At 52.5% G+C, this 25,194-nt stretch carries 23 protein-coding genes and 1 tRNA gene; 14 read left to right on the top strand and 10 right to left on the bottom strand.

What is annotated here, in order from left to right:
* Position 1 precedes the first annotated feature (1 nt).
* The 4 genes from JWF83_RS00665 to hemW are packed head-to-tail and all read left to right on the top strand — an operon-like array spanning position 2 to position 3,029.
* Complete coding sequence (locus JWF83_RS00665) at positions 2 to 715, top strand: YggS family pyridoxal phosphate-dependent enzyme (protein ID WP_413647977.1); 714 nt, start codon at positions 2 to 4, stop codon at positions 713 to 715.
* Between the two features lie 8 nt (positions 716 to 723).
* Positions 724 to 1,278 (top strand): YggT family protein, encoded by a 555-nt coding sequence (locus JWF83_RS00670; protein WP_413647978.1) that lies wholly within the window; start codon positions 724 to 726, stop codon positions 1,276 to 1,278.
* A gap of 28 nt (positions 1,279 to 1,306) precedes the next feature.
* On the top strand, positions 1,307 to 1,900 hold the full coding sequence (locus JWF83_RS00675) for an XTP/dITP diphosphatase (RefSeq protein ID WP_413647979.1): 594 nt from the start codon (positions 1,307 to 1,309) through the stop codon (positions 1,898 to 1,900).
* Entirely contained in the window at positions 1,893 to 3,029 is a 1,137-nt protein-coding gene (hemW, locus tag JWF83_RS00680; protein WP_413647980.1) for a radical SAM family heme chaperone HemW, read from the top strand. Before JWF83_RS00675 ends, hemW begins: the two co-directional genes overlap by 8 nt.
* A gap of 47 nt (positions 3,030 to 3,076) precedes the next feature.
* On the opposite strand, the gene JWF83_RS00685 is transcribed toward hemW, so the two are convergent.
* The 3 genes from JWF83_RS00685 to trmB form a co-directional block, all read right to left on the bottom strand.
* A complete protein-coding gene (locus JWF83_RS00685; RefSeq protein WP_413647981.1) occupies positions 3,077 to 3,793 on the bottom strand; it encodes a DUF2884 domain-containing protein in 717 nt (238 codons plus the stop codon).
* Between the two features lie 97 nt (positions 3,794 to 3,890).
* Positions 3,891 to 4,217: a YggL family protein gene (locus JWF83_RS00690; RefSeq protein ID WP_413647982.1), complete on the bottom strand. Its 327-nt coding sequence runs from the start codon at positions 4,215 to 4,217 to the stop codon at positions 3,891 to 3,893.
* Positions 4,217 to 4,936 carry a tRNA (guanosine(46)-N7)-methyltransferase TrmB gene (trmB, locus tag JWF83_RS00695; protein ID WP_413647983.1) on the bottom strand — a complete coding sequence of 240 codons (720 nt, stop codon included), beginning with the start codon at positions 4,934 to 4,936 and terminating at the stop codon, positions 4,217 to 4,219. The genes JWF83_RS00690 and trmB overlap by 1 nt, the downstream gene beginning before the upstream one ends.
* A 155-nt stretch (positions 4,937 to 5,091) precedes the next feature.
* Between trmB and mutY the strand changes: the two genes are divergently transcribed.
* From mutY to mltC, 3 genes are read left to right on the top strand one after another with little or no spacing between them, the layout of a single operon-like run.
* Positions 5,092 to 6,180 carry an A/G-specific adenine glycosylase gene (gene mutY / locus JWF83_RS00700; RefSeq protein WP_413647984.1) on the top strand — a complete coding sequence of 363 codons (1,089 nt, stop codon included), beginning with the start codon at positions 5,092 to 5,094 and terminating at the stop codon, positions 6,178 to 6,180.
* Positions 6,180 to 6,452, top strand: coding sequence for an oxidative damage protection protein (locus JWF83_RS00705; RefSeq protein ID WP_413647985.1), 273 nt, complete (start codon positions 6,180 to 6,182; stop codon positions 6,450 to 6,452). The genes mutY and JWF83_RS00705 overlap by 1 nt, the downstream gene beginning before the upstream one ends.
* A gap of 49 nt (positions 6,453 to 6,501) precedes the next feature.
* Positions 6,502 to 7,578: a membrane-bound lytic murein transglycosylase MltC gene (gene mltC, locus JWF83_RS00710; RefSeq protein WP_413647986.1), complete on the top strand. Its 1,077-nt coding sequence runs from the start codon at positions 6,502 to 6,504 to the stop codon at positions 7,576 to 7,578.
* A 105-nt stretch (positions 7,579 to 7,683) separates the two neighbouring features.
* Here the strand turns inward: mltC and JWF83_RS00715 are convergent, their stop codons facing one another.
* Positions 7,684 to 8,514 (bottom strand): phosphoenolpyruvate hydrolase family protein, encoded by an 831-nt coding sequence (locus JWF83_RS00715; protein ID WP_413647987.1) that lies wholly within the window; start codon positions 8,512 to 8,514, stop codon positions 7,684 to 7,686.
* Positions 8,515 to 8,516: 2 nt separating this feature from the next.
* Positions 8,517 to 9,737 (bottom strand): Tm-1-like ATP-binding domain-containing protein, encoded by a 1,221-nt coding sequence (locus JWF83_RS00720; RefSeq protein ID WP_413647988.1) that lies wholly within the window; start codon positions 9,735 to 9,737, stop codon positions 8,517 to 8,519.
* A 283-nt stretch (positions 9,738 to 10,020) separates the two neighbouring features.
* On the opposite strand from JWF83_RS00720, the gene JWF83_RS00725 reads away from it, so the two are divergent.
* Positions 10,021 to 10,650, top strand: a complete 630-nt coding sequence (locus tag JWF83_RS00725; RefSeq protein WP_413647989.1) for a TetR/AcrR family transcriptional regulator — start codon at positions 10,021 to 10,023, stop codon at positions 10,648 to 10,650.
* Positions 10,651 to 10,705: 55 nt separating this feature from the next.
* On the opposite strand, the gene JWF83_RS00730 is transcribed toward JWF83_RS00725, so the two are convergent.
* Positions 10,706 to 12,847 carry an ornithine decarboxylase gene (locus tag JWF83_RS00730; protein ID WP_413647990.1) on the bottom strand — a complete coding sequence of 714 codons (2,142 nt, stop codon included), beginning with the start codon at positions 12,845 to 12,847 and terminating at the stop codon, positions 10,706 to 10,708.
* A 748-nt stretch (positions 12,848 to 13,595) separates the two neighbouring features.
* Between JWF83_RS00730 and JWF83_RS00735 the strand changes: the two genes are divergently transcribed.
* Together JWF83_RS00735 and JWF83_RS00740 are read left to right on the top strand one after the other, a co-directional pair.
* Positions 13,596 to 13,671, top strand: a tRNA-Phe gene (locus JWF83_RS00735).
* 128 nt (positions 13,672 to 13,799) lie between these two features.
* A complete protein-coding gene (locus JWF83_RS00740) occupies positions 13,800 to 15,470 on the top strand; it encodes a DUF6538 domain-containing protein (protein ID WP_413647991.1) in 1,671 nt (556 codons plus the stop codon).
* Positions 15,471 to 16,032: 562 nt separating this feature from the next.
* Here JWF83_RS00740 and JWF83_RS00745 read toward each other — a convergent pair.
* A complete protein-coding gene (locus JWF83_RS00745) occupies positions 16,033 to 18,486 on the bottom strand; it encodes a phage/plasmid primase, P4 family (protein WP_413647992.1) in 2,454 nt (817 codons plus the stop codon).
* Between the two features lie 503 nt (positions 18,487 to 18,989).
* Here JWF83_RS00745 and radC point away from each other — a divergent pair.
* The 4 genes from radC (at position 18,990) to JWF83_RS00765 (ending at position 21,181) form a co-directional block, all read left to right on the top strand.
* On the top strand, positions 18,990 to 19,424 hold the full coding sequence (gene radC, locus JWF83_RS00750) for a RadC family protein (protein WP_413647993.1): 435 nt from the start codon (positions 18,990 to 18,992) through the stop codon (positions 19,422 to 19,424).
* Between the two features lie 270 nt (positions 19,425 to 19,694).
* A complete protein-coding gene (locus JWF83_RS00755) occupies positions 19,695 to 20,273 on the top strand; it encodes a recombinase family protein (RefSeq protein ID WP_413647994.1) in 579 nt (192 codons plus the stop codon).
* Positions 20,261 to 20,590 carry a hypothetical protein gene (locus JWF83_RS00760; RefSeq protein WP_413647995.1) on the top strand — a complete coding sequence of 110 codons (330 nt, stop codon included), beginning with the start codon at positions 20,261 to 20,263 and terminating at the stop codon, positions 20,588 to 20,590. The genes JWF83_RS00755 and JWF83_RS00760 overlap by 13 nt, the downstream gene beginning before the upstream one ends.
* 33 nt (positions 20,591 to 20,623) lie before the next feature.
* On the top strand, positions 20,624 to 21,181 hold the full coding sequence (locus JWF83_RS00765) for a hypothetical protein (protein WP_413647996.1): 558 nt from the start codon (positions 20,624 to 20,626) through the stop codon (positions 21,179 to 21,181).
* Between the two features lie 59 nt (positions 21,182 to 21,240).
* On the opposite strand, the gene JWF83_RS00770 is transcribed toward JWF83_RS00765, so the two are convergent.
* Genes JWF83_RS00770 through mntA form a run of 3 tightly spaced genes read right to left on the bottom strand, consistent with a single transcriptional unit; the run spans position 21,241 to position 25,182 of the window.
* Positions 21,241 to 24,375 carry a type I restriction endonuclease subunit R gene (locus JWF83_RS00770; protein ID WP_413647997.1) on the bottom strand — a complete coding sequence of 1,045 codons (3,135 nt, stop codon included), beginning with the start codon at positions 24,373 to 24,375 and terminating at the stop codon, positions 21,241 to 21,243.
* Complete coding sequence (gene hepT, locus JWF83_RS00775; protein WP_413647998.1) at positions 24,372 to 24,797, bottom strand: type VII toxin-antitoxin system HepT family RNase toxin; 426 nt, start codon at positions 24,795 to 24,797, stop codon at positions 24,372 to 24,374. Before hepT ends, JWF83_RS00770 begins: the two co-directional genes overlap by 4 nt.
* Positions 24,787 to 25,182: a type VII toxin-antitoxin system MntA family adenylyltransferase antitoxin gene (gene mntA / locus JWF83_RS00780; protein ID WP_413647999.1), complete on the bottom strand. Its 396-nt coding sequence runs from the start codon at positions 25,180 to 25,182 to the stop codon at positions 24,787 to 24,789. Before mntA ends, hepT begins: the two co-directional genes overlap by 11 nt.
* Positions 25,183 to 25,194 lie beyond the last annotated feature (12 nt).

Below are 25,194 nucleotides of genomic sequence, written 5' to 3' on the forward strand. Positions count from 1 at the left end.
TATGATCTCAATCCAGCAAAACCTACAGCAAGTTCGCCAGCGGATCTCAGCGGCGTCCGAACGTTGCGGCCGCGATCCAGCAGAAGTTACGCTGCTTGCGGTCAGTAAAACCAAACCTGCGAGCGCGGTCGAAGAAGCGGTGGCCGCCGGTCAGATCGCATTTGGTGAGAATTATGTGCAGGAAGGGGTCGATAAGATTCAGGCGCTGGCGGCTTATCCGCAACTGGTCTGGCACTTTATCGGCCCTTTGCAATCCAACAAGAGTCGTCTGGTGGCGGAGCATTTTGCCTGGTGCCATACCGTGGACCGGTTACGCATTGCCACCCGGCTGAACGAGCAGCGCCCTGCGCATCTCGCGCCGTTAAATGTGCTAATTCAAATAAACATCAGCGACGAACAGAGCAAATCTGGCATCATGCTGGAGGCATTGCCGGCGCTGGCGCGGGAAATCGCACAGTTGCCGCATTTGCAGCTGCGCGGGCTGATGGCAATTCCGGCGCCGGAGGGTGATTATGCCCGCCAGCTGGCGGTGTGCCGGCAGATGGCCGCGGCGCTGGCACAACTGAAGCAGGACTATCCAACCGTCGATACGCTTTCTCTGGGAATGAGTGACGATATGGATGCCGCAATCGCGGCTGGCAGCACCATGGTGCGTATTGGCACCGCTATTTTTGGCGCGCGGGATTACGCTAACGCCTCTCACAACAATAACTGAGGAACCTCATGCTGACGTTGACTTTTCTGGTCAAGACCCTGATTGATCTCTACGTAATGGTGCTGCTGTTACGTATCTGGATGCAGTGGGCGCGCTGTGATTTTTACAACCCGCTGGCACAGTTTGTGGTCAAAATCACCCAGCCAGTTATTAAACCGTTGCGGCGTATTTTGCCGGCTATCGGGCCGATTGATACCGCTTCGCTGCTGCTGGCATTTGTGCTGACCACGCTGAAATATCCGATTTTACTGTTAATTCAGGTTGGCGCGCTGTCCGTCGACCCGATGAACCTGTTAGTAGGTCTGCTATCACTGGTGAAATCCGCCGGTTATCTGGTGTTCTGGGTAATTATTATTCGTTCACTGATGAGCTGGATCAGTCAGGGACGCGGCGCGGTGGATTATGTGCTGATTCAGCTGACCGAGCCGCTAATGGCGCCGATTCGTCGTATTCTCCCGGCGATGGGCGGCATCGATTTCTCCGCTATGGTGGTGATTTTGATCCTCTATATGCTGAACTACCTCGGCATGGATCTGTTCCCTGGCCTGTGGTATCTGCTGTAACGTATTAATTATGAATTCTGGATCTGTTATGCAAAAAGTTGTTCTCGCTACCGGTAACCCGGGAAAAGTCCGTGAACTGGCCGATCTGCTGGCGGCCTTCGGCCTTGATATCGTGGCGCAAACCGATCTCGGCGTCGAGTCTGCCGAAGAGACCGGTTTAACCTTTATTGAAAACGCCATTCTCAAGGCGCGTCATGCCGCGCAGATCACCGGGTTACCGGCGATTGCCGATGACTCGGGCCTGGCGGTGGATGCGCTGGGTGGCGCGCCGGGGATTTACTCGGCGCGTTATGCCGGAGAAGATGCCAGCGACCGGCAGAATCTGGAAAAGCTGCTGGTGGCGCTGCAGGATGTGCCGGACGATCGCCGCCAGGCACAGTTTCACTGCGTGCTGGTCTATCTGCGTCACGCTGCGGACCCGACGCCGCTGGTATTCCACGGCAGCTGGCAAGGGGTGATCACCCGCGCCGCCGTCGGCAGCGGTGGCTTTGGCTACGATCCGATCTTCCGGATACCGGCGCTGGGTAAAACTGCCGCTGAACTGAGCAAAGATGAGAAACGCGCCGTTTCCCATCGGGGCAAAGCATTGACGCTGCTGCTGGATGCCATGCGTAATGTCTGAGCGCCCGCCACTCAGCCTGTATATTCATATTCCGTGGTGTGTGCAGAAGTGCCCCTACTGCGATTTCAACTCGCATGCGTTAAAAGGCGAGGTGCCGCACGAGGAGTATGTGCGTCACCTGCTGGCCGATCTGGATAACGACCTGCCATTAACCGGCGGCCGGGAAGTGGGCACCATTTTTATCGGCGGCGGTACTCCCAGCCTGCTGAGCAGTGAAGCGATGCTGCTGCTGCTGGATGGCGTGCGTGCCCGCCTGCCGCTGTCGCCCGGTGCCGAAATCACCATGGAAGCCAATCCGGGGACGGTGGAAGCCGATCGCTTTAGCGGCTATCAGCGCGCCGGTATTAACCGTATCTCGATTGGCGTCCAGAGCTTCAGCCCGGAGAAGTTGCAACGTCTGGGGCGCATTCACGGGCCGCAAGAGGCGGTACGCGCAGCGCATCTGGCCGCCGACCTTGGCCTGCGCAGCTTCAACCTCGATCTGATGCACGGTTTGCCGGATCAGACGCTGGAACAGGCGCTGGACGACCTGCGCCAGGCGATTGCGCTGAACCCGCCGCATCTCTCCTGGTATCAGCTGACCATTGAACCCAATACCCTGTTCAGCTCGCGGCCGCCGGTACTGCCGGATGACGATGCGCTATGGGATATTTTCGAACAGGGTGACCAGCTGCTGACCGCTGCGGGCTATCAGCAGTATGAAACCTCGGCCTATGCCAAACCCGGTTACCGCTGTGAGCATAATCTCAACTACTGGCGCTTTGGCGATTATCTCGGCATTGGCTGTGGCGCGCACGGTAAACTGACGCAGGAAGATGGGCGTATTATCCGTACCAGCAAGACGCGTCACCCGCGTGGCTTTATGGCCGGGAAGTATCTTGACCGCCAGCACGAAGTAGAAGAGAGCGAGAAGCCGTTCGAGTTTTTTATGAACCGTTTCCGCCTGCTGGAACCCGCGCCGCGTGAGGAGTTTGCCCGCTATACCGGACTGGACGAATCGCTGATCCGCCCGCAAATCGCGCAGGCGCTGGCGAAAGGTTATCTGACGGAGACGGCGGAGTACTGGCAGATTACGCAGAAAGGCAAGCTGTTTCTTAATTCGTTGCTGGAGTTGTTTCTGACAGAATAGCGCTTTAACGCCACGGGCGGCATCAATGCCGCCCGTAAGGCTTTGTTTTACTGTTTCACCCCGGCCAGCACCTCTTTGCGCTGCGCTTCGAGGCTGGTCACGCGGTTACAGACTTCATGACCGAAATTCTGGAAATCCTGCTCCTGCTTGCTCCACTCGGCCTGAATCGCCTGCTGCAGGCCACCCAGATTGCCCATAATCGCCTGTAGCGGATTATTACCGGCCCCGGCTTGTTTACTGCCCATCTCATTCAGGCTGTCCTGTACCACGCCGCCCAGCGCGCTCTGTACCAGGCGTTCACCGTCCTGACGCACCTGATCGATAGCCTGGTGGTGGAAGGTTAACCCATCGCTGCGATGCTCAATAATACGGTTCATCTGCTGCTTCAGCTGGGTATCCAGCGAAGTCAGACGTGAACGCACATTACTGTCGCTGCCAAGCTTCCCGACAATTACGCCATCCAGTGCCACCCGCCCCTTATCCAGACGCCGGGTCGCGCCCTGATCGACCCACGGCAGATCGCGGCGCAGTGCGCTCTGATAATCGATAGCTTTCTGCCGCGTAGCGGCGTCAGCATTCACCGGCTTACCGTTAAATTGCATATTACCTTCAGGAGAGATCACCAGATTGCCGCTGGCGCCAACCACCTGCACGCTTTGCGGTGTAATTACCACATCGTCCTGCGGCTTAACACTGCACTCATATGCGGCCTGAGCCTGACCTGCGGCTAACAGCAACGCAACCACCAGCGCTTTACGAATCATGCAATCTCCTGAATAAAAATCTGACCGGCGGCACAGATGCCGCCCCTGCATAAAATCGCAGGCTCCAGCGGCGGCATTTACTACGCCGCCCAATCAATTAGTCCCACCAAACGTCAAACAGTTCAGAAACACGCACATCTTTCAGCTGGCGCGCGTTCAGCCAGTTACGCACCAGCTCCTGATGTTCTTCCGTGCATTTACCGCTTTTCTCAAGGCAGATCAGCCCTTCCCACTGCAGGTAGCCACTGCCATCAAACGCCAGACCGTTCGGCTCGATAACTTCATTAATCAGCGCATCAACACTGCTATCGATCTCTTCCTCGCTGCTGCCTTCCGGGAAGGTGAAGTTGACGGAGAAACCGAGTTCCTGGAACTCATCGATGTGCATTTTCTTACGGAGACGACGACTGCGTTGTATAGCCATTATTTAACCCTCTCAAACATCAGATCCCATACACCGTGACCTAAACGCTGGCCACGCTGCTCAAATTTGGTCAGTGGTCGCGACTCAGGGCGCGGCACATAGCTATTATCTTCCGACTGATTTTTATAACCGTCGATGCTGTTCATTACTTCCAGCATATGTTGCGCATAGGCTTCCCAGTCGGTGGCCATATGGAAAGTGCCGCCCAGCTTCAGTTTCTGCATCACCAGCTCGGCAAATGGCACCTGGACAATGCGGCGTTTATTATGACGCGCTTTGTGCCACGGGTCCGGGAAAAACAGCTGCACCATGCGCAGTGAGTTATCCGGGATCATATTCTGCAGCACTTCCACCGCGTCATGGCACATTACGCGCAGATTATCGACGCCAGCCTCATGGGCCGAGCCGAGACAGGCGCCAACCCCCGGAGAATGAACTTCAATACCAAGGAAGTTTTGCTGCGGATTACTGCTTGCCATGGTCACCAGCGAAGCGCCCATTCCGAAACCGATCTCCAGCACCACCGGCGCCTCACGGCCAAACAGAGTGTTCAGCTCGACAGGCGCGGCCTGATACTCAACGCCCATCACCGGCCAGTAGTTATCCAGCGCCAGTTGCTGGCCTTTGGTTAACCGGCCCTGGCGGCGGACGAAACTGCGGATACGGCGCATCGCGCGACCGTTTTCATCAAATTCTGGTGAGATGACGTCATTTATCATGTGGCTGCCTGTTAATCTGCCCATTCAGGAATATGCGGGCATTATGCAAAGTTACTGCTGATAAGCAAGTCCCGCAAAGTTCCGGTTTACAGCATCCAGCGTCTGTGCTGGAATTCCTGCCTGAGTGTAGAGTAATAACGGAAAATTTCCTCCTGATGATGCAAGCGCAACAGTTCGCGCAACAAGTGCTGGACTGGTATCAGCGCTTTGGTCGCAAAACCCTGCCATGGCAGCTGAATAAAACGCCTTATAAGGTATGGCTCTCGGAAGTGATGCTGCAGCAAACCCAGGTTGCTACCGTCATCCCCTATTTTGAGCGCTTTATGGCCCGCTTCCCCACCGTTACCGATCTGGCCGCCGCGCCGCTGGATGAAGTCCTGCATCTGTGGACCGGACTCGGCTACTATGCCCGCGCGCGCAATCTGCATAAAGCGGCGCAGCAGGTAGTAGAGCGGCATGGCGGAGTATTCCCGGAAACCTTTGCCGCGGTGGCCGATCTGCCGGGCGTCGGCCGTTCGACCGCGGGCGCCATTCTCTCGCTGGCGCTGGGCCAGCACTTCCCGATTCTGGACGGCAACGTCAAACGCGTGCTGGCGCGCTGCTATGCCATCGACGGCTGGCCGGGCAGGAAAGAGGTCGAAAAGCAGCTGTGGGATCTCAGTGAGCAGGTCACGCCGGCGGCCGGCGTCAGCCAGTTTAATCAGGCGATGATGGATTTAGGCGCCATGGTCTGCACCCGCTCGAAACCCAAATGTGAAATCTGCCCGGTCAGTCAGGGCTGTATCGCCTATGCCACCAGCAGCTGGGCAACATATCCGGGTAAGAAGCCGAAACAGACGTTGCCGGAGCGCACCGGCTGGTTTTTGCTGATGCAGCGCGGTAGTGGTGTCTGGCTGGAACAACGTCCGCCGGTCGGCCTGTGGGGCGGGCTGTACTGTTTCCCGCAATTTACTACCCTACCGGAACTGCAACAGTGGCTAAAAAGTCGCGCCATTGATGGCGGCAAGTTAAGCCAGATGGTAGCCTTCCGCCATACTTTTAGCCATTTTCATCTGGATATCGTGCCAATGTGGCTGGAACTGCCTTCTGTTGGTCGGGCCATGGATGAAGGCGCGGGTCTCTGGTATAACTTAGCGCAGCCACCGTCTGTGGGATTGGCCGCTCCGGTTGAGCGCCTGCTGCATGAATTACGACAACCACAGCAAATGACGTTGAATACACGCGCGATACAAGAGGAAGAGTAATGAGCCGCACAATTTTCTGCACGTTCTTACAACGTGATGCCGAAGGACAGGACTTCCAGCTCTATCCGGGCGAACTGGGTAAACGCATCTATAACGAAATATCAAAAGAAGCCTGGGCGCAGTGGATGAGCAAACAGACCATGTTGATTAACGAGAAGAAGCTCAGCATGATGAATCCTGACGATCGCAAACTGCTGGAACAGGAGATGGTAAAGTTCCTGTTCGAAGGCAAAGAGGTTCATATCGAAGGCTATACCCCTCCAGAAGAATAACGTTTTGGGCCTCCCTGAGGCCCCATTTTTTGGGCTGAACATTGTTAAAATGAAAAAATTTATTGCCTTGCTAGTGATAGCACCGCTGTTGATCTCCTGCTCAAGTAATAAAAAAGATGCTTATCACGAAGAATGGGTAAAGGACACCAACGGTTTTGATATTTTGATGGGCCAGTTTGCCCATGACATTGAGAATATCTGGGGTATCAATGAGGTTTTGATCGCCGGTCCGAAAGACTATGTAAAATATAGCGATCAGTACTACACCCGCAGCCATATCAACTTTGATTCGGGCAGCATCACCATTGAAACGATTGCCGGCACCAATCCGGTGGCGAGCCTGCGTCAGGCAATTATTACCACCCTGCTGATCGGCGAAGAGCCGGGCAATGTCGATCTCTATTCTGACGCCAATGATATTCAGATCAGTAAAGAGCCGCTGCTGTACGGCCAGGTACTGGATAATACCGGTCAGCCGATTCGCTGGCAGGGGCGCGCCGCCAGCTTTGCTGATTATCTGCTGCAGAACAAACTGCAACGCCGCACCTCCGGCCTGCATGTTATCTGGTCGGTCACCATTCCGATGGTGCCAAACCACCTGGATAAACGTGCGCATAAATATCTGCCAATGGTTCGTAAAGCGGCAGAGAAATATGGCGTCGATCAGTCGCTGATTCTGGCGATTATGCAGATTGAATCAAGCTTCAACCCATACGCCGTCAGCCATTCTGATGCGCTGGGCCTGATGCAGGTGGTGCAGCACAGCGCCGGGGTGGATGTTTTCCGCATGCAGGGTAAATGGGGTAAACCAAGCCGCAGCTATCTGTTCGATCCGGAAAACAATATCGATACCGGTACCGCTTATCTGGCGATGTTGCAGGATACCTATCTGGCCGGGATTGCCGATCCGACGTCACGGCGTTACGCCGTGATTACCGCCTATAACGGCGGCGCCGGTAGCGTGCTGCGCACCTTCTCCAGTGATAAAAATGCCGCGTTTAATCGCATTAACGCCATGTCGCCGGGTGATGTCTATCAGACACTGACCACCAACCATCCGTCAGCGGAGTCGCGGCGTTATCTGTACAAAGTCAGCAAAGCGCAGGGTGGCTACCGCCGCTACTGATAACCTGATGCTAAATAAAAACGGCGAGCCTGAGCTCGCCGTTTTGCTTTCCACTGGTGCTGGCATCAAAGTGATGCCGCCAACTTCCCTGGTGTCGGGATGATATCAACGCGTTATATTTTTAAACTGTTTAGTGGTGTTGGTTAATGCCACTTCGGTCGGTAAACGTTCCATTGAGCTGGCGCCGTAAAAACCATCGCACAGCGGGCAGTGGTCGAGAATATATTGCGCGTCATCCGGCGTCGAAATCGGTCCGCCATGACAGAGCACGATGACATCCTCACGCACCGCTTTGGCGGCCTGCGCCCACTGATTAATCAGCGGAACACAATCTTTTAGCTGTAGCGCAGTTTCCGCGCCGATATTGCCGCCGGTGGTCAGCCCCATATGCGGCACGATAATATCCGCCCCCGCTTCGGTCATCGCCACCGCATCCTGCTGGTTAAATACGTAGGGGGTGGTCAGCATATCCTTCTGATGCGCCAGGCGGATCATCTCCACTTCCAGCGCGTAGCCCATACCGGTCTCTTCCAGATTGGCGCGAAAGTTGCCATCAATCAGCCCGACAGTCGGGAAATTCTGCACGCCGGAAAAACCCAGCGCCTTTAGATCATCGAGAAATTTATCAAACTGGCAAAAAGGGTCGGTGCCGTTAACCCCGGCCAGAACCGGCGTATCCTTTACCACCGGCAGAACTTCTTTCGCCATATCAACCACGATTTCATTGGCATTGCCGTATGCCAGCAAACCGGCCAGCGAACCGCGTCCCGCCATGCGATAACGGCCGGAGTTATAAATAACAATCAGATCGATACCGCCCGCCTCTTCACATTTTGCCGACAGACCAGTACCTGCGCCCCCGCCGATAATCGGTTCACGACGGGCAATCATCGCTCTGAATCTGGCTAATAATTCCTGACGCTTAAATGCAGGCATAACTATTTCTCCCCGGCAACGAGGCTGCGAAATGCCGCCACCGCCGCTGCTGCAAACAATGGATGGTTAATGTTATAAGGCAGATAGTGAATTTTGCGCTGGTCGGTCTGTAACAGTTCCGCTTCCAGCGTGGTGATAAACGCCTGATTGGCTTCCGGCCACCAGAAGGGCTGACCCGGCGCATCCAGCGCGGAGAAACCGCCTTCGGGGATCAGAAATCTGACTGCGCCGCGACAACGATTAAGTTTGGCGGCGATCCATTTCGCCAGCGCCACGTTCTCTTCCGGCGTGGTACGCATCAGAGTGACCTGCGCATTGTGATGGTAAAACCGGCGATCGGCATATTTCGCCGGTACCGTCGACGGGTGGCCAAAGTTCACCATATCCAGCGCGCCGCAGGAGACAATATACGGTACGGCTGATGTGGCGATGGCGTCAAAGCGCTGTTCGCCACAGGCCAGCACGCCGCCGGAGAGTAAATCACAGACTTCAGTGGTGGTCAGATCAAGTACCCCGGCCAGCATACCGCTGTCTGCCAGCTTCTCCATCGCCTTACCGCCGCTGCCGGTGGCATGAAACACCAGACAGTCATATTCGCTTTCCAGCGCCTGGCTCACCGCCTGAATGCAGGGGGTGGTAACGCCAAACATGGTTAAACCCAGCGCTGGTTTATCGCTGGCATCAGCCGCCACCTGAAACAGCACCGCGCCGGCAATCTGATGGGCGGCGTTGCCAAGTACCTGACGCGAGATGCGATTCAGGCCGGACACATCAGTGACCGAATAGAGCATGCTGATATCGCTGGCGCCGATATAACCCGCGATATCGCCGGATGCCATGGTGGAAACCATTATCTTAGGAATACCGATCGGCAATGCCTGCATGGCAGGGGTAATCAGCGCGGTACCGCCAGAGCCGCCGAGACCGATAATTCCGGCCACATCCTGACGATGGCTAAGGAAAATCTCAAATGCGCTGGCCATGGCATCAATGGCGCGACCACGGTCGCCGCAGAACACTGCCGCCCTGCCCTGTGGGTGAAAATCGGCCACGGTTTCAGCGCTGAAATCGGCCTGCGAGTCAACGCTAAGTGTCTGAGTAGACAGATCAACTGTAACCACTTTCGCCCCGCAAGCGGCGATCAGATCGCGGACGAAATACAGTTCCTTTCCTTTAGTATCAGCCGTCGCAACGGCATAAATAGTACCGGTACTTTTTTCCATTTCTTTGGCTCAATCCTATTATTTACCTGAATAAAGAGTTGATAAACCTGAAATAAAAACCACAATATCCTTTGTGTCAGGAACTGTCACTTTACGCCGGGATTACAGTACCATCCATTTAATTGTTAAATCAATAGAATGAAACTGTAGTCTCATTAATATTTATACCGGGCCTGAAGCGGTAATCAGCAGCAAGAAACGACGCGGCTCACTTACGGCCACTATGCGTTAAGCGACTGAAATCAGGCAGTTTTATACAGATACCGAGGTCATTGTGGTTCAAATGGAAAACCAAGAAAGTATGTCATTGACATCAACTCGCGCACGAACGCGCCGCCTGCTCATCGATACTGCCATGCAACTGTTTGACGGGGGCGCCTTCCCGTCGATAAGTGAAGTTGCTCAGTCGGCACAGCTGTCGCGCGCTACTGCCTATCGTTACTTCCCTACACAAAGTGCACTGGTGACCGCTATTGTCAGCGAAACCCTGAGTCCGATTAATCACTGGCAACCCAGCCAGCAGGAAGCTGGCGCCCGTATTGACGAGTTATTGACGTTTGCCTTCCCTCGCATGCTGCAGCATGAGGGGACTTTGCGCGCGGCATTGCATTTATCACTGACCCAGTGGGCGCAGTCGCAATCACAGGATGCGCTGCCGGTTAAAGAGCGGCTGGTGCGCGGCAACCGTAAACAGTTACTGCAGAAGGTGGTGGAACCGCTGGCGGATGAGTTGCCGCCAGAATTGATGCAGCGTGTATTGCAGGCTCTGTCGCTGGTATATGGCTCAGAGATTTTTCTGGTGCTGAAGGATATTTGGGGTTGCGATAACCAGCAGTTGCAGGATGTGGCGAAATGGATAGCGAAAGCGATTATTAGTCAGGCGCGGGAAGAAGCGAAAATAGTAACGGTATAACCTTCACCGGGGGCCGGTGAATGGCCCCCGTTTTACTGGCACGCTGCGGAGTTAATTACGTCATCACATAACCGCACAGGCGCTTAACGCCATGTTCATCGGCTTCGGCATAGACGCCCTGCAACTCTGGTGAAAAGCCCGGCAACAGATTAATGCCCTCTTCCAGCGCGAGGAAATAGCGCTGTACCGCTCCGCCCCACACTTCGCCCGGCACCACGCACAATACGCCCGGAGGATAGGGTAACGCGCCTTCCGCCGCGATGCGCCCTTCCGCTTTAGCGATGGGAACCAGCTCAACGTTGCCACGAATAAATTCGATATTGGCATCCTGGGGGTTCATCGCCACTTTCGGCAGACTCTCCTGACGGAACATCGCTTTCTGCAGATCTTTCACGCCGTAACTGACATAGAGATCGTGCATCTCCTGACAGAGGCGGCGCAGAGTGTAACCCTGATAGCGCGCGGCATTCTTGCGGTATACCGTTGGCAATACATCACATAGCAGCGCATCGTCTTTCACGTGCTGCTCAAATTGCACCAGCATCGCCACCAGATGCGCCATTTTTTCCGCACTTTCCGCTGGCGTCAGCAGGAACAGGATCGAGTTCAGGTCGCACTTCTCCGGCACCACACCATTTTCACGCAGATAGTTAGCGAGAATGGTGGCCGGAATGCCAAATGAAGCGTAGGCGCCGGTCGCCGCATCAATGCCCGGGGTGGTCAGCAACAGCTTGCACGGGTCGATAATATATTGATCGCGGGCATAACCATCAAAGCCATGCCACTGCGCGCCCGGCGCAAAACTGAAATATCGCGCATCACCGGCAATGGTGGCGGTACTCGCATCCTGCCACGGCTGGCCATTAACGCTATCCGGCAGGAACGGCTTGATCATGGTACATTTCGCCAGGATCGCTTTACGCGCGTCAATGCCCAGCATGACGCACTCATGCCACAGGCGACGGCCCGCCGCCCCCTGATGCATTTTGGCATTGACGTCGAGCGCCGCAAACAGCGGATAGAACGGGCTGGTAGACGCATGCAGCATAAAGGCGTTATTCAGCCGCTTATGGCTGCAAAAACGCTGCTGACCGCGAATATGGTTATCTTTTTTGTGGATCTGCGAGGTTTGCGAGAAACCGGCCTGCTGCTTATGCACCGACTGGGTAACAAAAATGCCGGGATCGTTCGGTTTCAGGTCGAGCAGCAGCGGCGAACAGGCTTCCATCACCGGAATAAACTGCTCATAGCCGACCCACGCCGAATCAAACAGAATGTAGTCACAGAGATGGCCGATACGGTCGATCACCTGCCGTGCGTTATACACGGTACCATCATAAGTGCCGAGCTGGATCACCGCCAGACGGAACGGACGCGCCTCAGCCGCACGTTCAGGCGCCACCTCTTTAATCTGCCGGCGCAGATAGCGCTCATCAAAGCAGCGCGCATCAATGCCGCCAATAAAACCAAATGGGTTACGCGCGGTTTCCAGATAGACCGGCGTCGCGCCCGCCTGGATCAGCGCACCATGATGGTTTGATTTATGATTATTACGGTCAAACAGCACCAGATCGCCGCGCGTCAGCAGGGCATTAGTCACCACTTTATTGGCGCTGGAAGTGCCATTGAGCACAAAATAGGTTTTATCGGCGTTAAACACTTTAGCGGCGAATTTCTGCGCGTGCTTGGCCGAACCTTCGTGGATCAGCAGATCGCCCAGCTTAACGTCGGCATTACACATATCGGCGCGAAACACATTTTCGCCGAAGAAATCAAAAAACTGCCGACCGGCCGGATGTTTTTTGAAAAACGCCCCACCCTGATGGCCCGGACAGGCAAAGGTGCTATTACCCATTGCCACGTATTTGGTCAGGGTATCGAAAAATGGCGGTAACAGCGCGGCTTCATACTGCGCAGCGGCCGCTTCGAGTTGCTCAGCTGATTTATGGTCAGCGGTAAGCAACCCGTTAACCTCAGGCAGTCCCTGCGCTTGATCGGCGCTGTCCAGCGCAATAAATACCGGCAGATTAAAACCGGTGTGACGCAGCAACGCCAGCACCCCACTACGGGAATCCGCAACGGAGACGACAACCGCCGCCACATCGGTGAAATCGGTACTATCCAGCGCAACAACTTCACGCGTGGTGTGGAGGTTTGGCGCAACGGCGGCGCTGGCAGCAATTTTCAGTGTGGTCATAGCACAAATCCCCAGCGGTCAAGGATGAGTGGGTGCCAAAGGCACGTCACCAGGAACTGGCCCCATCTGGAGACCATTCCTGACGTAATATGTCAGGGTTCGACTAAGCAGAGTTGGATTCAGCTTCAACCGATAGACATCAGTAAAATCAGATCTCGTCTGTTTTTACTCATGCCCAACAGCAAGCGTATGACGGCCTCACCGCATGGTGAGAGGGTGTATCGATGGGGTCTGTCTGAGTGACGATCGCGCGCGCAGCGACATCCGAAGATGACGGGAACAAGTGCTTTTTTTCAGCATTGAACCGTTCATGGCGGCGACCTCAAATGGATAGGTGATGACGTGACGTCAAAATTTGCGCAATCATGGCATTTTTTGTTTTTTGACACAACCCGCTAAAGTGAATTAATCCGCAAAGGGCCATTTCACCCAACCAGTTGATAAATAACGACTAATCAAAAACAGCAGGAATAAAAGCGTTTTATTATCCGCAAGTTATGCAAATTTATGCGTAAGTAAATTTTGCTAAGCAGATGTTTCCCGCCGGTAAAAGCCGCTTATCCGCACCCCCGTGCGGCGCATATTGACGATTATCACCGCCTGGCGCAGCAAGGCAGCGTAAACCGGCGTTTAATTGGTCATAAACCGGGTATTTTGCGGTTGAGTGGTGAAAAAGGGTGCAATCAGTTCATTTTCCCCATAAAAGCATTTGACGCTTTTCCGCCTTTACGGTTTAATGCGCCCCGTTGCCCGGATAGCTCAGTCGGTAGAGCAGGGGATTGAAAATCCCCGTGTCCTTGGTTCGATTCCGAGTCCGGGCACCAACATTCCAAACCCTCGCTTATGCGGGGGTTTTTGCTTTCTGGCTCAATAACTTGTTGGTTTATCAGTAGTTACCTCTTTTAAAATTCCTCCGGCTTCGCTTCACGGTGGTACAGAAAGGTGGTACAAAATGGGCATTATGATACAACCAACAAAGAACCGATTCGGCGTTTACCTCGTCCGTAAAGCCGTCCCCAAACACCTACAAGGCATCCTTAATAAACGTGAAATCAAGCTTACCCTTGATACAAAAGACGTGAAGGAAGCCAGAGAGCGTGCGCCCGCCAAAATCATCCAGATAGATATGATGCTCAAGATTGCTGAAAAGCAGCTTTCGGCAGAGCAGTCATTAACCGATGCTGACATTGAACTGATTGTTAGCGTTTGGGCTTCAAAGACCATGCAGAACGATGAGCTTATTCGTGAGAGATACATAGTCGAGGAGCAGTTCAATGATCAAACAGGGCTCGTACACTCACCGGCAAACGGGATAATTCACGACTGGCTGGAAGACCGCGAACGCAAGCCCCGCTATAAGTCGCAAACATGGCAGGAAGAACGTGACGTATCAATCTGTAAACTGATGGCTGTTGAGCTGAATGAGGCCCTCGAATATACACCTATCGTCCTTACGTCAGCATGGAGAAAACGGCTGGCATGGCGACTGGCTGAACGGCGTAATGATCTGACGAATGCATATCTCCTTTATCTTCGCCCAAAGCTCTACGTCAAAAGCAAAGGACTGGATGTACTGCCTATAGATAAACCGAATACACTCAGATTTACTGATCTATTCGAGCGCTATAAAGAATACGTCAAGCACCACGAACCTCTACGGGCAGAAAGCCGGATTATTGCCTACACGACATCGGCGAATCGCTTCGTCGAGTTTATCGGTAACAAAGCTGTCGAGGACATCACCGTCGCCGATCTCGCCGATTTCCGTAATCTGCTCGAAAAACTTCCATCCCGTCCGTCGAAACTTGTACGGCAACTCCCACTGCATAAACAAGTGGAAGCCGAGGGTGAGAAAATCAGCCCTACCCGAGTCGAGAATATACTTAAAGAGCTGTCTTCTATCTTTAGGGTCGCAGTGGAAGACGGTAAGCTCACAGATAACCCACTCAGCAAACTGAAGAAACGCAAGACCGTATCTAGCCCGAGAATCGTCAGGTCATTTAGCCAAGATGAGATCCGCCAAATCTTCTCCCTACCCGTTTTTAACGGGGACGAGACTCCACATGGCGATATGGCTTATTGGATACCGATAATCCTTTACTACTCAGGTGCCCGCGTTGAGGAAATAGCTCAGCTTCGTAAAGGCGACATCGTTGAAGAGAGCGGTATCCCATGCTTCAGGCTGGCTATGGGTGAAGGTCAGTCGATCAAGATGGGGAATACGCGGCAGTTCCCGATTCACAGCCACCTGCTTGAGCTAGGCTTCCTCGAATTCGTACAATCCCGCACCTACCAGCTTTTTACCGATAAGTCGGATGTGAACAGAAAATACTCCTACAACTATGGTCGTTGGTGGGGTAACTATATTCGCGATCACGGCCTGAAGAGGGAAGGCATCAAGCCCACTCACAGCTTCCGCCATACGCTTGTTACCCTGTGCCGTGACCTGAACGTTCGTGAAGAAATTCAGGACAGCATCCTCGGGCACAACGAAAATTCGTCAGAGAGGGTGAAGGCCAGTCACGGCTATGGGGAGACGAGCGTACAGGCTCAACGTAATGTCATTGAGCAAATCCCTAGACTTGATCTCAAGCGGATACAAGCTAATAACGTAACGCTTTAACTTAATTTTACCAACTCAGCGGTTATTTTCAGGCGTCCATGCCCGGAGAATCAAAAGGGGCACACCTGAGTTTTCCGCTGGGTATGGTCGGTGATGGTAGCCTTGACGTTATAGCCACTCAGGATACGTAGTAAGTTACACATGATGAAATCTGCCCGATCATAGGTGAGACCATCACGGTAACCATTCGGTACGAGCTGCTGTATGGCTTCGGTGATGCTGAATGGAAGGCTACATACGTCAACATCTACCGCACAGTTATAACTTTTAGTAAGGAACTTCGATTTGTCTATAATCAATCTTAATGTGTTCATGGAATTCTCCTGTTAGTGCCGATTCGTGTCGAACGCCTCGCTGGCGATTTCTTTATCAGGACAACGAATAAAGCGAATACTGCATCACTGAGTGCTGATTATTAGCTTTTTTTCTAAACTCTCCACAGTCATTCTCATAGAAAAAGTTTACTAATATGTTGAATAATCGGCACTAAACTCCTGGTTATTTACCTGAATGCCCTCCCCGGCAACCTTATCGGTCAAAGGGGAGGAGCACAGAATCAGCACTATACGATATACGGTGTTGGTTCGAACACTTGAGCCATTTCGGTATCCACCACTGCAACACCACGGAATCCCGCCTTACTGTCACGACGAACCTTGGCAAAGCCCCGTTCAGCCATCTTTTTATTGAAGACTCGCTGAGTCATTTTCCATTCGTTACCCTCGCAGGCAAACATCTGGAATGCTCGATATAGTTCCGTCGCCGAAGAGTACGCGTCAGGTTCGCGATAGCAGCCCTCCAGGAACTCACCCAACAGATCGCTTTCCTCGCGATATTCATTGTTAGCCGTCACTACAGCGTCTGGCAGAGAGCGTTTAAGGCCCTGTTGTTGCCATTCAGTAACGCCCACCAGAGCCCAATTTAGTATCCCCGGAAGCTCAGAATGTAATTTAGCGGGCAGCGTCGGATCTGCCTGTCCTGCTGAAAACTGAGCGGCAAAGGGGATTAAACACATACGACGCCACATGCCGTGAGACATATCGTGAATAACCGGCTTATGGTTGCCGATAATCAGCAGCGAAAACTGGGCCATGAACTCAATCTCATGCTTCCCATATACCTGTCGAGCGACTAATGTATCACCGCCTGTCATCGCTTTGATGAGTGTCTCGTCGAAACGTCCATTCTCAGGTAGTTCGTTGGCCACGACTAACCGCTTACCCGGCAATTTAGCCAAAGATGCATTCGGTCCACCGTTATTGCGGTTAACCATCAGTACGTCACTGTTAATCTGTGTAGCATAGCTGCCCATCAGAGATTGTACCGTTTGAATAAATGTCGATTTGCCGTTACTTCCGTGACCATAAAAGAAAAACAGAAGCTGTTCATCTGTACGTCCTGTGAGGAAATACCCAACGAGACGTTGCAGAAAGGATGCAAGTTCGAGATCGCCGCAGGTAATGTCCATAATGAACCGCTCCCAAGTCGGGCAGCCAGCCTGCGGGTAATAATCCACCGGGCAAAAACGTGTAATCAGATCATCACGGCGATTTTCACGGTATTCCCCAGTTCGCAGCTCAATCGCACCGTTATTAATACCAAGTAGCATGGGATCAGCGTCGAGGTTTGCCGTGCAGATTTCCAGCTTAGGCTTAACCAGCTCGATCATTGCCTTGAGTTTCGGCAAATTATGGAGCTGGCTGGCATATTTAACGGTTGCCTCCCCCCGAGAGCGGGTATCTTCGTTATCTGACTGCAATAAAACCTGACCGTCAGCGAGTACGGCAGCAGCAGTACGCTTAGCGTGCTCCAATATTTGAACTCCAGCCGGAACCCAGCGACCACCCCATTGGAGAAACGAATCTGTTTCACGGACATATCGCAGATCCTGTCCGAAACGTCGTGCTAGGCTATTGGCATTACCGGTATCATTAAAGCTCTCGGGCCCACAAACCCCAGGTGCACGTGGCTCGATGAGCTCAGCCTTTGTTGTAAACACTTGTGCCACTTTCAAAGACCCCCAGTCATTACCCTGACGAATATACTCATCAATATCACCATTCGGCTCGGGGACGATATAGTGTAGAGCATCGGGGAATTTAGTGCGGTATTTATTCCCAGCATCGTCATTATCGAAGTAGGTACGGACCTCACGGCCTAACGACTGGATGAACTCGGCTTGTTCACGACTGATAGAACCGATAGAGGCCAGTACCGGCCCGTCATACACCTCCATCAATGCTAAGCGGTCATTCTCACCTTCAACCAGAGCGATGGCTCCAGGGCGTTCCAGCGAGTCCTGACCATACCAGCAAGCGCTAGGTAACCAGTGCCGTTTTGGCTGCTGGAACTTAAACTCTTTAGTAGGATCTTTAAAGGTAAAACGAGCGACCTTCCCATCAATGTAGTGCGGGTAGACATATACCCCGGCAGGTGCAAAATCTACAAGGCGACCATTCTGGAGGCGAGCCATTCCAGTCTCCAGAATTTCCTCTTCACTGAATCCCACAAGTGCTGCAACAAGCTTACCGTCCGCGTATCCAACCTTAGCCCCCATCACCGTCTCAGGCTTATGACCCCGCGTTGCTGACTGGTAAGCGAAGGCAGACATATTGCCAACCAGATTCCGGTGGTAATATTCAGCGATTGCCACGTTGATTTCTGCCACCCGATCTAGATTACGGATATCCGGTTCAGGTTCTGCCCGAGTGACCTCTACCGGGGTGTACGATTCGAACACCATTTTTGTGATGGAACTGGCGGCTTCAACTGGTGATGACAGCTCACAGAGCTTCATTACCAGGTCAATTACACTTGAATGGTCGTCGCAGGAATAACAATGTGCCTGATTTGTGTCAGTGTGCAGGCGGAAACAGCCCCTATGACCACAGAGCGGACAGGTCTCATCTTCAGGTTCGACGCAGTCAGTGCCACAGGGTTTGGTGCCAAGACCAGTAACGTTAGTATAAACGTCAGCGATGGATAGAGCGTTAAGCTCGGAGAAGTTGTACTGCATGGTTATTACCAGGCTGTATATCGGACACAGCCAGTCCTGTAATGCGATCCCCAGCCACAGAGTGACCATCCATTGAGACCGCAGAAAGAGAATATCCTGGCGAACCACCTCTTGTAAATAGCCGCCAAGACAAGAGATACGGTGGATTCGTCGATTTGGTTGTTACATAGAGCAGAATGAATAATGTAAATATTTGTAAGCCAAATCTAGCCCTGCCGATTTCTACCGGATGATGCTTCGCCGCTTTCCCCTCTATGCCAATTAAAAAGGCGAATAGACACCGACCAGTGCCGATTCTGAGGCATATTAGTAAAACTTTTCTGTGAGATCTCTCATTATGACTTTATAAAAAACACCTAAAAATCGGCATGAAGGCCCCTCCGTTTCTTCATTATCGACGACCTGACAGCGACATTCTCCGCAGCAGTACCCGACATTAATCGGCATTCAACTATCAGCAGCGTCCCAGGTACAAGAAACATGCAGATCAATAGGAGAAAATCATGCACGATGAAATCATTAATCAGGCCCGAGAGTTATTGACTCAGCGGCTGTACCGAACCGATTCACTGACCTCGCCACGCGATACTGAAAGCTATCTGGCTCTCCAACTCGGGGACCGGGAGCATGAAGTGTTCTCTGTTATCTTCCTTGATAACCAGAATCACGTTATTAAGTATCTGGAGATGTTCCACGGTAGCATAGCGACAACCAGCGTTCATCCCCGCGAGATAGCTCGTCAAGCTCTGAAGCTCAACGCGGCTGCCATTATATGTTCCCATAACCACCCATCTGGCATCGCTGAACCGTCTGATATTGATAAGGTGATAACCTTGAAGATACAGCAGGTTATGGGGCTTATCGAAGTCAGACTACTGGATCACATCGTTGTTGGTGGCGGTCAGACTGTCTCATTCGCTGAAAGGGGTTGGCTATGAACTGGAGATCACTGCTCATCGAAGCCGTAATTATGGCACTAACCACCTTCTGTACAGTGTTCTTCCGGGGCATGATGGACTGCTATACGCCAGCCGAAGACTTTATCTAATCCCCTCACCACAGCTAGACCCATACCAATAACCATGCCCTAAAGATCTGCCAAACGTGCAACGACAGAATGCTTGATTCGGCCCTACCACAGGGCTGTTTCAGCATTTTGGCAGGTTTGTGCAGCTTAGCATGGTCTATTGGCAGGGTAAGGAGTCCAAATGGCAACAGTTGGCTACGCTCGCGTGTCCACCACGGGGCAAAGTCTGGATACACAACTTACAGCTCTCGCAGGTTGCGAGAAGATATTCAGAGAAAAGATTAGCGGGGCAAAAGATGACCGTCCTGAGTTGCAAGCATTACTTGAGTTCGTTCGTGAAGGCGATGCGGTTCAGGTAACGAAATTAGACAGACTTGCCCGAAACACTCGCCATCTACTTGAGGTATCGGAATTCCTTCAAGGGAAAGGCGTCGCATTAAATATTCTCAATATAGGTATTAACACAGCCACACCGACCGGAAAGCTCATGCTAACGATGATTGGAGCAATAGCAACATTTGAGCGGGAAATGATGCTGGAGCGTCAGGCCGAAGGCATCGCAATGGCAAAGCTCAACGGGAAGTACAAAGGTCGGAAAGCAACCGCCAGGGGCAAATCACAGGAAGTTATAGAGATGGTCGAGAAAGGGTTGAGCAAGCCAGAAATCTCTCGGCAGTTAGGGATTGGCATCACCAGCATTTATCGAATTATCCGCGTCAACAGACCAGATTTACTGGAGGTTAAACCATGCGACATCTAGCAGTATGTTTACTTCTCTGTTTACTTCTCTGTTTGCTCTATAGCGGCAATAGCTTTGCCGCTCCCCCGATCAATGTGTTGCTTCAATGTGCCAATGGTATGCATGCAACGCTGAAAGATGGGATGTTATCAGCCGAAGGTATTTTCAATCTACCGATTCAAAGAAGTGAAAACGATAACGACGATCAAATAGTGCTGGTATTTGCTGATGCTCACGTTGAGGCAAAGATACTTATCAGATACGCCGATGCGAGTTTCTTTCTGCAAAATACCGATGGTAGCTGGATCCCCTGCAAAGCCAATCGCGTCAATACCTGAAATAAAAATCCATTCAGTTAAGGAAAAACAGAAATGACCAGAAGTATAAAGATGCTGGCGCTAGCGGCATGCATAGCCATTGTTTCACTCGCCATTCCGTTCAGTGGTCTCAACAGGGCATGGATTTCAGACGTCGACTACAGTTTCTTCTTGCAGGTTGCTCTGCCGCGTTTGGGGATCGCTGTTAGCAGCATCATTGGTGGCTACGCAGGCGTGTTATTTCTGAGCCATTCTCAGGATAAAAACCTGCATGAATTGGCGGTAACGATGAGTGTCATAGATATAGCATTGTTAATCGGCGGACTATTTATCAGCGACGCTCCATATGTTTTGATGTACTCACTGGTGTGCCCACCGCTTGTCGGCTTCGGGGTAATGAAGCTATCCGAACGTGTGTCATTCATCAGGAAACGTGCGGTTATGGTCTCGCTGATTGCCTTGCTACTTTTGCCGAGCATTGCCTTACTCTCCGTTGGTATTCAATCGACGGATTGGGTGATGATTTTCGACTTTGGCACAGGGTTTAGAGTATTATTTGGTGCACTGATTGGCGGGTTAGTAGCTAATATCAAAGCTGGAGCACCGATGTAGGTTCGCCCGTAATCAGCTAAGACAAACCGCAAGGTAAACACCATGCGGTTTGCTCTTACTTACAAATTCCGGCCCCCTAGTCCCTTAAGCAACAAGTCCAACAACAGACTTTGGATTCGGTTGGCAGCATCTGGCCGGGAAAGGTAATCCAGCGACATGCCATTCTGCGTATCCATCCGCTCAATAACTGCGGCATCGACTGCTTTAGGAAAGTCGCCCAGCATAATGGCATCGCGGGGATTGTTTCGAACCTGCTCCATCAGTGGCTGATTCTCGGCAATCTTGTTGGCCATCCCTTGTAACCAGTCGAGTTTGTCGCCATCCGTTACCTCAGCCCCGAACAGATCGTTGAGTTGCTCAAGGATATGGGAAAGAAAATCTTTCTTTTCCTCTTTAGCCTTAGCACTGCCTACCGCTGATACGCCTTGCAGGCCGTAGCCCTGAGCATCTTCTTTTAGCTTTAGATCCTGAGTTCGTTTGGCTTTGAGGTTATAGTGGCTCAGGATAACCGCCGAGAGGTCAATTTCATCCTCTTCCAGCACTTCCTGCCGCAGCATCGGCAGCAGGTGACGGGCGAATACACAAAGCCGCTCCAACTCCTGATCATCGAATGAGGTGATCTGAGAGACGAATTCATAGAAACGTATATAACTGTTCAGGTCCTTCTTGACTAAATCCAGCTCATTCCTGGCTTCCGTTGCCTCGTTGAGCCGCCGCTCGGCGTTTACCTTGTCGGTCGTCGAACCGCCGTCCTGCTGAATAATCTTAAGCATCTTACGGCATTCCCGTACTGCTTCACTGGCCAGCTTGTAACGTTTACTGAACCGTTCGACCGCCGGTTTGATGTAACCGAGCAGGGACTCAGCTCCCCGCAGAGGATCGAAATAGGCATCGCTAAACGCCTCCACTTCGTTCCAGGTAAAGATGCCTGTCGCCCTTAACTTGTGGTACAGGTCATAGACCAAATTGGGATCGGAGACGGTATCAAGTCGGGCGGTTTCGTAATACTTCTGAAACTCCTCCAACACGTCCTGCGGGTCGTTCATGAAGTCGAGTACGAAGGTGCTCTCCTTACCCGGATAAATACGGTTGAGTCGGGATAACGTCTGGATGCAGTCCACACCGGTAAGTTTCTTATCTACATACATGGCACACAGCTTGGGCTGATCGAAACCGGTCTGGAATTTATTAGCCACCAGCATCACCTGATAGTCCTGCGTATCAAAAGCCTTACGCATATCTCGCCCGTGTAAATCAGGGTTCATATTGCGTTCGTTATGGGTCAACCCTTCTTCCTCAATATCACCAGAGAAGGCCACCATCGCCCGGATAGTCCCGTAGCCCTGCTCTTTGACATACTTGTCAAACGCCAGTTTATAGCGAACCGCTTCCAGTCGACTGCTGGTCACCACCATCGCTTTGGCCTGGCCACCCAGCAGAGCTTCCACGTTGGCGTGAAAATGCTCAACGATAATGGCTACCTTCTGACCAATATTATGGGGATGTAGCCTTACCCAGCGGGACAGTCTGATGCGAGCCTTTTTGGTATCCACTTCGCTGTCGGTCTCGGCTTGCATTGCCAGCTTGTAGGCAAGAGAGTAGTTGGTATAGTTCTTTAGCACGTCGAGGATAAAGCCCTCTTCGATGGCCTGCCGCATAGAATAGACGTGGAAGGGTTTCGGCTTGTTATCTGGGCCAAGTGGCATACCTGGTTTATCAGGGCGACCAAACAGCTCCAGCGTCTTGCCTTTAGGGGTGGCGGTGAAGGCAAAATAACTGATATTCCGACTACCACCACGGGCGGTCAGCGTCAGGTTTATGACATCCTCTGCGGACAACTCCTCTTCAGTCTGCTCGGCCATCAGGACTTCTCTCAACTGACGGGCCGTGCTACCAGTCTGACTGGAGTGGGCTTCATCGGCAACGACCGCAAAGCGGGAACTTTTAAGGCTTGTCGATTCCTGAATCGCCTTCAACACATGAGGGAAGGTCTGGATAGTGACAATGATAATTGGCGTACCGTTGGTGAGTGCTTCCGTCAGTTGGGCTGACTTGCTGTCCCCTTCATCACGATTAATACTGCTTACCACACCACTGGCGTGTTCAAACTGACCAATCGTTTCCTGCAACTGGCTGTCAAGCACCGTGCGGTCGGTAATGACGATCACCGATTCGAACAGTTTACCACCTGCCTGATAGAGTGAGGCGAGCTGGTGGGTCAGCCAGGCGATGGAGTTGGATTTACCCGAGCCCGCTGAATGCTGGATCAGATACTTTTGGCCCGGCCCTTCTTGTTCTACGGTAGCGAGTAACTTCTGCACTACAGCCCACTGGTGATAGCGGGGGAAAATCATCGTCTCTTTCTTTTTCTGTCGCCCCAACGGATCTTCGTCAATCTTCACTTCAAGGTGAAGGTAGCGGCCAATAATTCGCAGGAAGTTATCGGGTTGAAGGATTTCCTGCCACAGATATTCGGTGCCGTAGCCAGCTTCAGGCTGATCGTTACCGGCTCCTCCCTCGGCAGTCCCTTTGTTAAAGGGCAGGAAGAAGGTCGATGCTTCCGCCAGTCTGGTCGTCATGGCTACTTCAAACTGGTTAACTGCAAAGTGTACGAGAGCGCCTCGCCTAAAGCTCAGTAACGGTTCATCCCGCCCCAGTGTTTTGAGCTGGCGATCGAAGCGATACTGTTTCTTGGCATTTTCCAATGATTGCTTGAAGCAGGATTTAAGCTCTAGCGTGGCAATCGGAATACCGTTTAGAAATAACGTAAGGTCGATACGTCCATCGTAACCATTGGGGCTGTAGACCAGCTCAGGCACGACTCGTAGACGGTTAGTGCGGTAACGGGTCAGCAGCTCAGGGTTGAGGTTATGGTCCGGCTTAAAGCTGGCCACTTTAATGCGATGTCCACGGTCCTCAATCTGATTGCGAAGTAGCCACAGAGTGCCACCTTCAGGCCGAGCCAACTGACGCACAGCAGCATCCAGCAGGTGGCGTTCAGGCTGTTCACTGTAGGTTTTGCAGTATTTACTCCATCCCTCAGGCTGGCTCTCTTGTACAAAGGCCAGCAGGTCTTCCGGGTAGAGAGCCCGTTCTTTGTCATAGTGAGCCGAATCACCCAGCAACCATCCCGTCCTGGTCAGTTCATCAATGATATGGTCCTGAAAGGCTCTCTCTCGGGCTTTATCATTCATGAATTCTGCTCCAGCCAGTTAAGCCCTTGTTCTGCAAAGTTAAAGAACTGGTCGCTGTAACCCTGGCCAATTACGCTGCGGATAATCTCAGGATTGATATTGAGATAATCATGCACCAGAACATTACGCAGGCCGATAATCTTACGCCAGCCCGTCAACGCCTCTATAGGTTGAACGCCTCGCTGGGTCAGGATCTCAAACGCCTGATACGCATCCTGCGGGCTGTGTCCCGCCAGTGTTTTAGCCCAGTGCTTAGCTACGCCGATACAGGCTTCAATAGAGACCTGTAGGGTTCGTTCAGCTGCTCGGTATTCCAGATTAGAAAGAGGTCGCTGACTGAGCAGAGTACGCAGTTCGAGCAATTCAGCTTGGTAGCGTGTCAGGCTAAGCCGCAGGGCCGTGGTGTAGGCGTTATCGACCATGAGTGTTCCTGTAGTTAAGTTCCATTTGTGACATGATGCGGGCCTCTTCTTGCAGCCGACGACCTTCGTTCTGACAGTAGAGCGGGTGGTTGGCATCGACTATAGCAAAAGCGAGCGGGATGGGGGCTTGATTAATATCGACCACTGAGAGTTTTCCCTCTGGCAGTCCAAGTGCTTGCTGCCAGTCGAGAGCCAACAGTTCAGGTCGCAACCGGTTGTCTAGTGGGTCAGCCAGATTCACTGGATTGAAGGCGACCGCCAGATCCCAGTCGCTCGCAGGGCCTGCGTTACCCTTAGCCTGTGAACCATAGAGCCACAGCACTATCACCTCATGGTGAGCCGCAGCGAGTTTAGTCAACCGTTCAACCAATGTGAGAGCTGTCATCTTATCCCCTCC

The organism is Pantoea sp. B65, from assembly GCF_047308185.1.
GTDB lineage: Bacteria > Pseudomonadota > Gammaproteobacteria > Enterobacterales > Enterobacteriaceae > Erwinia.

What these genes read in the sequence shown, in the direction of transcription:
- JWF83_RS00665 (WP_413647977.1), top strand. Translation starts at nt 2, where the DNA reads ATGATCTCAATCCAGCAAAACCTACAGCAAGTTCGCCAGCGGATCTCA.
- JWF83_RS00670 (WP_413647978.1), top strand. Translation starts at nt 724, where the DNA reads ATGCTGACGTTGACTTTTCTGGTCAAGACCCTGATTGATCTCTACGTA.
- JWF83_RS00675 (WP_413647979.1), top strand. Translation starts at nt 1,307, where the DNA reads ATGCAAAAAGTTGTTCTCGCTACCGGTAACCCGGGAAAAGTCCGTGAA.
- hemW (WP_413647980.1), top strand. Translation starts at nt 1,893, where the DNA reads ATGTCTGAGCGCCCGCCACTCAGCCTGTATATTCATATTCCGTGGTGT.
- JWF83_RS00685 (WP_413647981.1), bottom strand. Translation starts at nt 3,793, where the DNA reads ATGATTCGTAAAGCGCTGGTGGTTGCGTTGCTGTTAGCCGCAGGTCAG.
- JWF83_RS00690 (WP_413647982.1), bottom strand. Translation starts at nt 4,217, where the DNA reads ATGGCTATACAACGCAGTCGTCGTCTCCGTAAGAAAATGCACATCGAT.
- trmB (WP_413647983.1), bottom strand. Translation starts at nt 4,936, where the DNA reads ATGATAAATGACGTCATCTCACCAGAATTTGATGAAAACGGTCGCGCG.
- mutY (WP_413647984.1), top strand. Translation starts at nt 5,092, where the DNA reads ATGATGCAAGCGCAACAGTTCGCGCAACAAGTGCTGGACTGGTATCAG.
- JWF83_RS00705 (WP_413647985.1), top strand. Translation starts at nt 6,180, where the DNA reads ATGAGCCGCACAATTTTCTGCACGTTCTTACAACGTGATGCCGAAGGA.
- mltC (WP_413647986.1), top strand. Translation starts at nt 6,502, where the DNA reads ATGAAAAAATTTATTGCCTTGCTAGTGATAGCACCGCTGTTGATCTCC.
- JWF83_RS00715 (WP_413647987.1), bottom strand. Translation starts at nt 8,514, where the DNA reads ATGCCTGCATTTAAGCGTCAGGAATTATTAGCCAGATTCAGAGCGATG.
- JWF83_RS00720 (WP_413647988.1), bottom strand. Translation starts at nt 9,737, where the DNA reads ATGGAAAAAAGTACCGGTACTATTTATGCCGTTGCGACGGCTGATACT.
- JWF83_RS00725 (WP_413647989.1), top strand. Translation starts at nt 10,021, where the DNA reads ATGGAAAACCAAGAAAGTATGTCATTGACATCAACTCGCGCACGAACG.
- JWF83_RS00730 (WP_413647990.1), bottom strand. Translation starts at nt 12,847, where the DNA reads ATGACCACACTGAAAATTGCTGCCAGCGCCGCCGTTGCGCCAAACCTC.
- JWF83_RS00740 (WP_413647991.1), top strand. Translation starts at nt 13,800, where the DNA reads ATGGGCATTATGATACAACCAACAAAGAACCGATTCGGCGTTTACCTC.
- JWF83_RS00745 (WP_413647992.1), bottom strand. Translation starts at nt 18,486, where the DNA reads ATGCAGTACAACTTCTCCGAGCTTAACGCTCTATCCATCGCTGACGTT.
- radC (WP_413647993.1), top strand. Translation starts at nt 18,990, where the DNA reads ATGCACGATGAAATCATTAATCAGGCCCGAGAGTTATTGACTCAGCGG.
- JWF83_RS00755 (WP_413647994.1), top strand. Translation starts at nt 19,695, where the DNA reads ATGGCAACAGTTGGCTACGCTCGCGTGTCCACCACGGGGCAAAGTCTG.
- JWF83_RS00760 (WP_413647995.1), top strand. Translation starts at nt 20,261, where the DNA reads ATGCGACATCTAGCAGTATGTTTACTTCTCTGTTTACTTCTCTGTTTG.
- JWF83_RS00765 (WP_413647996.1), top strand. Translation starts at nt 20,624, where the DNA reads ATGACCAGAAGTATAAAGATGCTGGCGCTAGCGGCATGCATAGCCATT.
- JWF83_RS00770 (WP_413647997.1), bottom strand. Translation starts at nt 24,375, where the DNA reads ATGAATGATAAAGCCCGAGAGAGAGCCTTTCAGGACCATATCATTGAT.
- hepT (WP_413647998.1), bottom strand. Translation starts at nt 24,797, where the DNA reads ATGGTCGATAACGCCTACACCACGGCCCTGCGGCTTAGCCTGACACGC.
- mntA (WP_413647999.1), bottom strand. Translation starts at nt 25,182, where the DNA reads ATGACAGCTCTCACATTGGTTGAACGGTTGACTAAACTCGCTGCGGCT.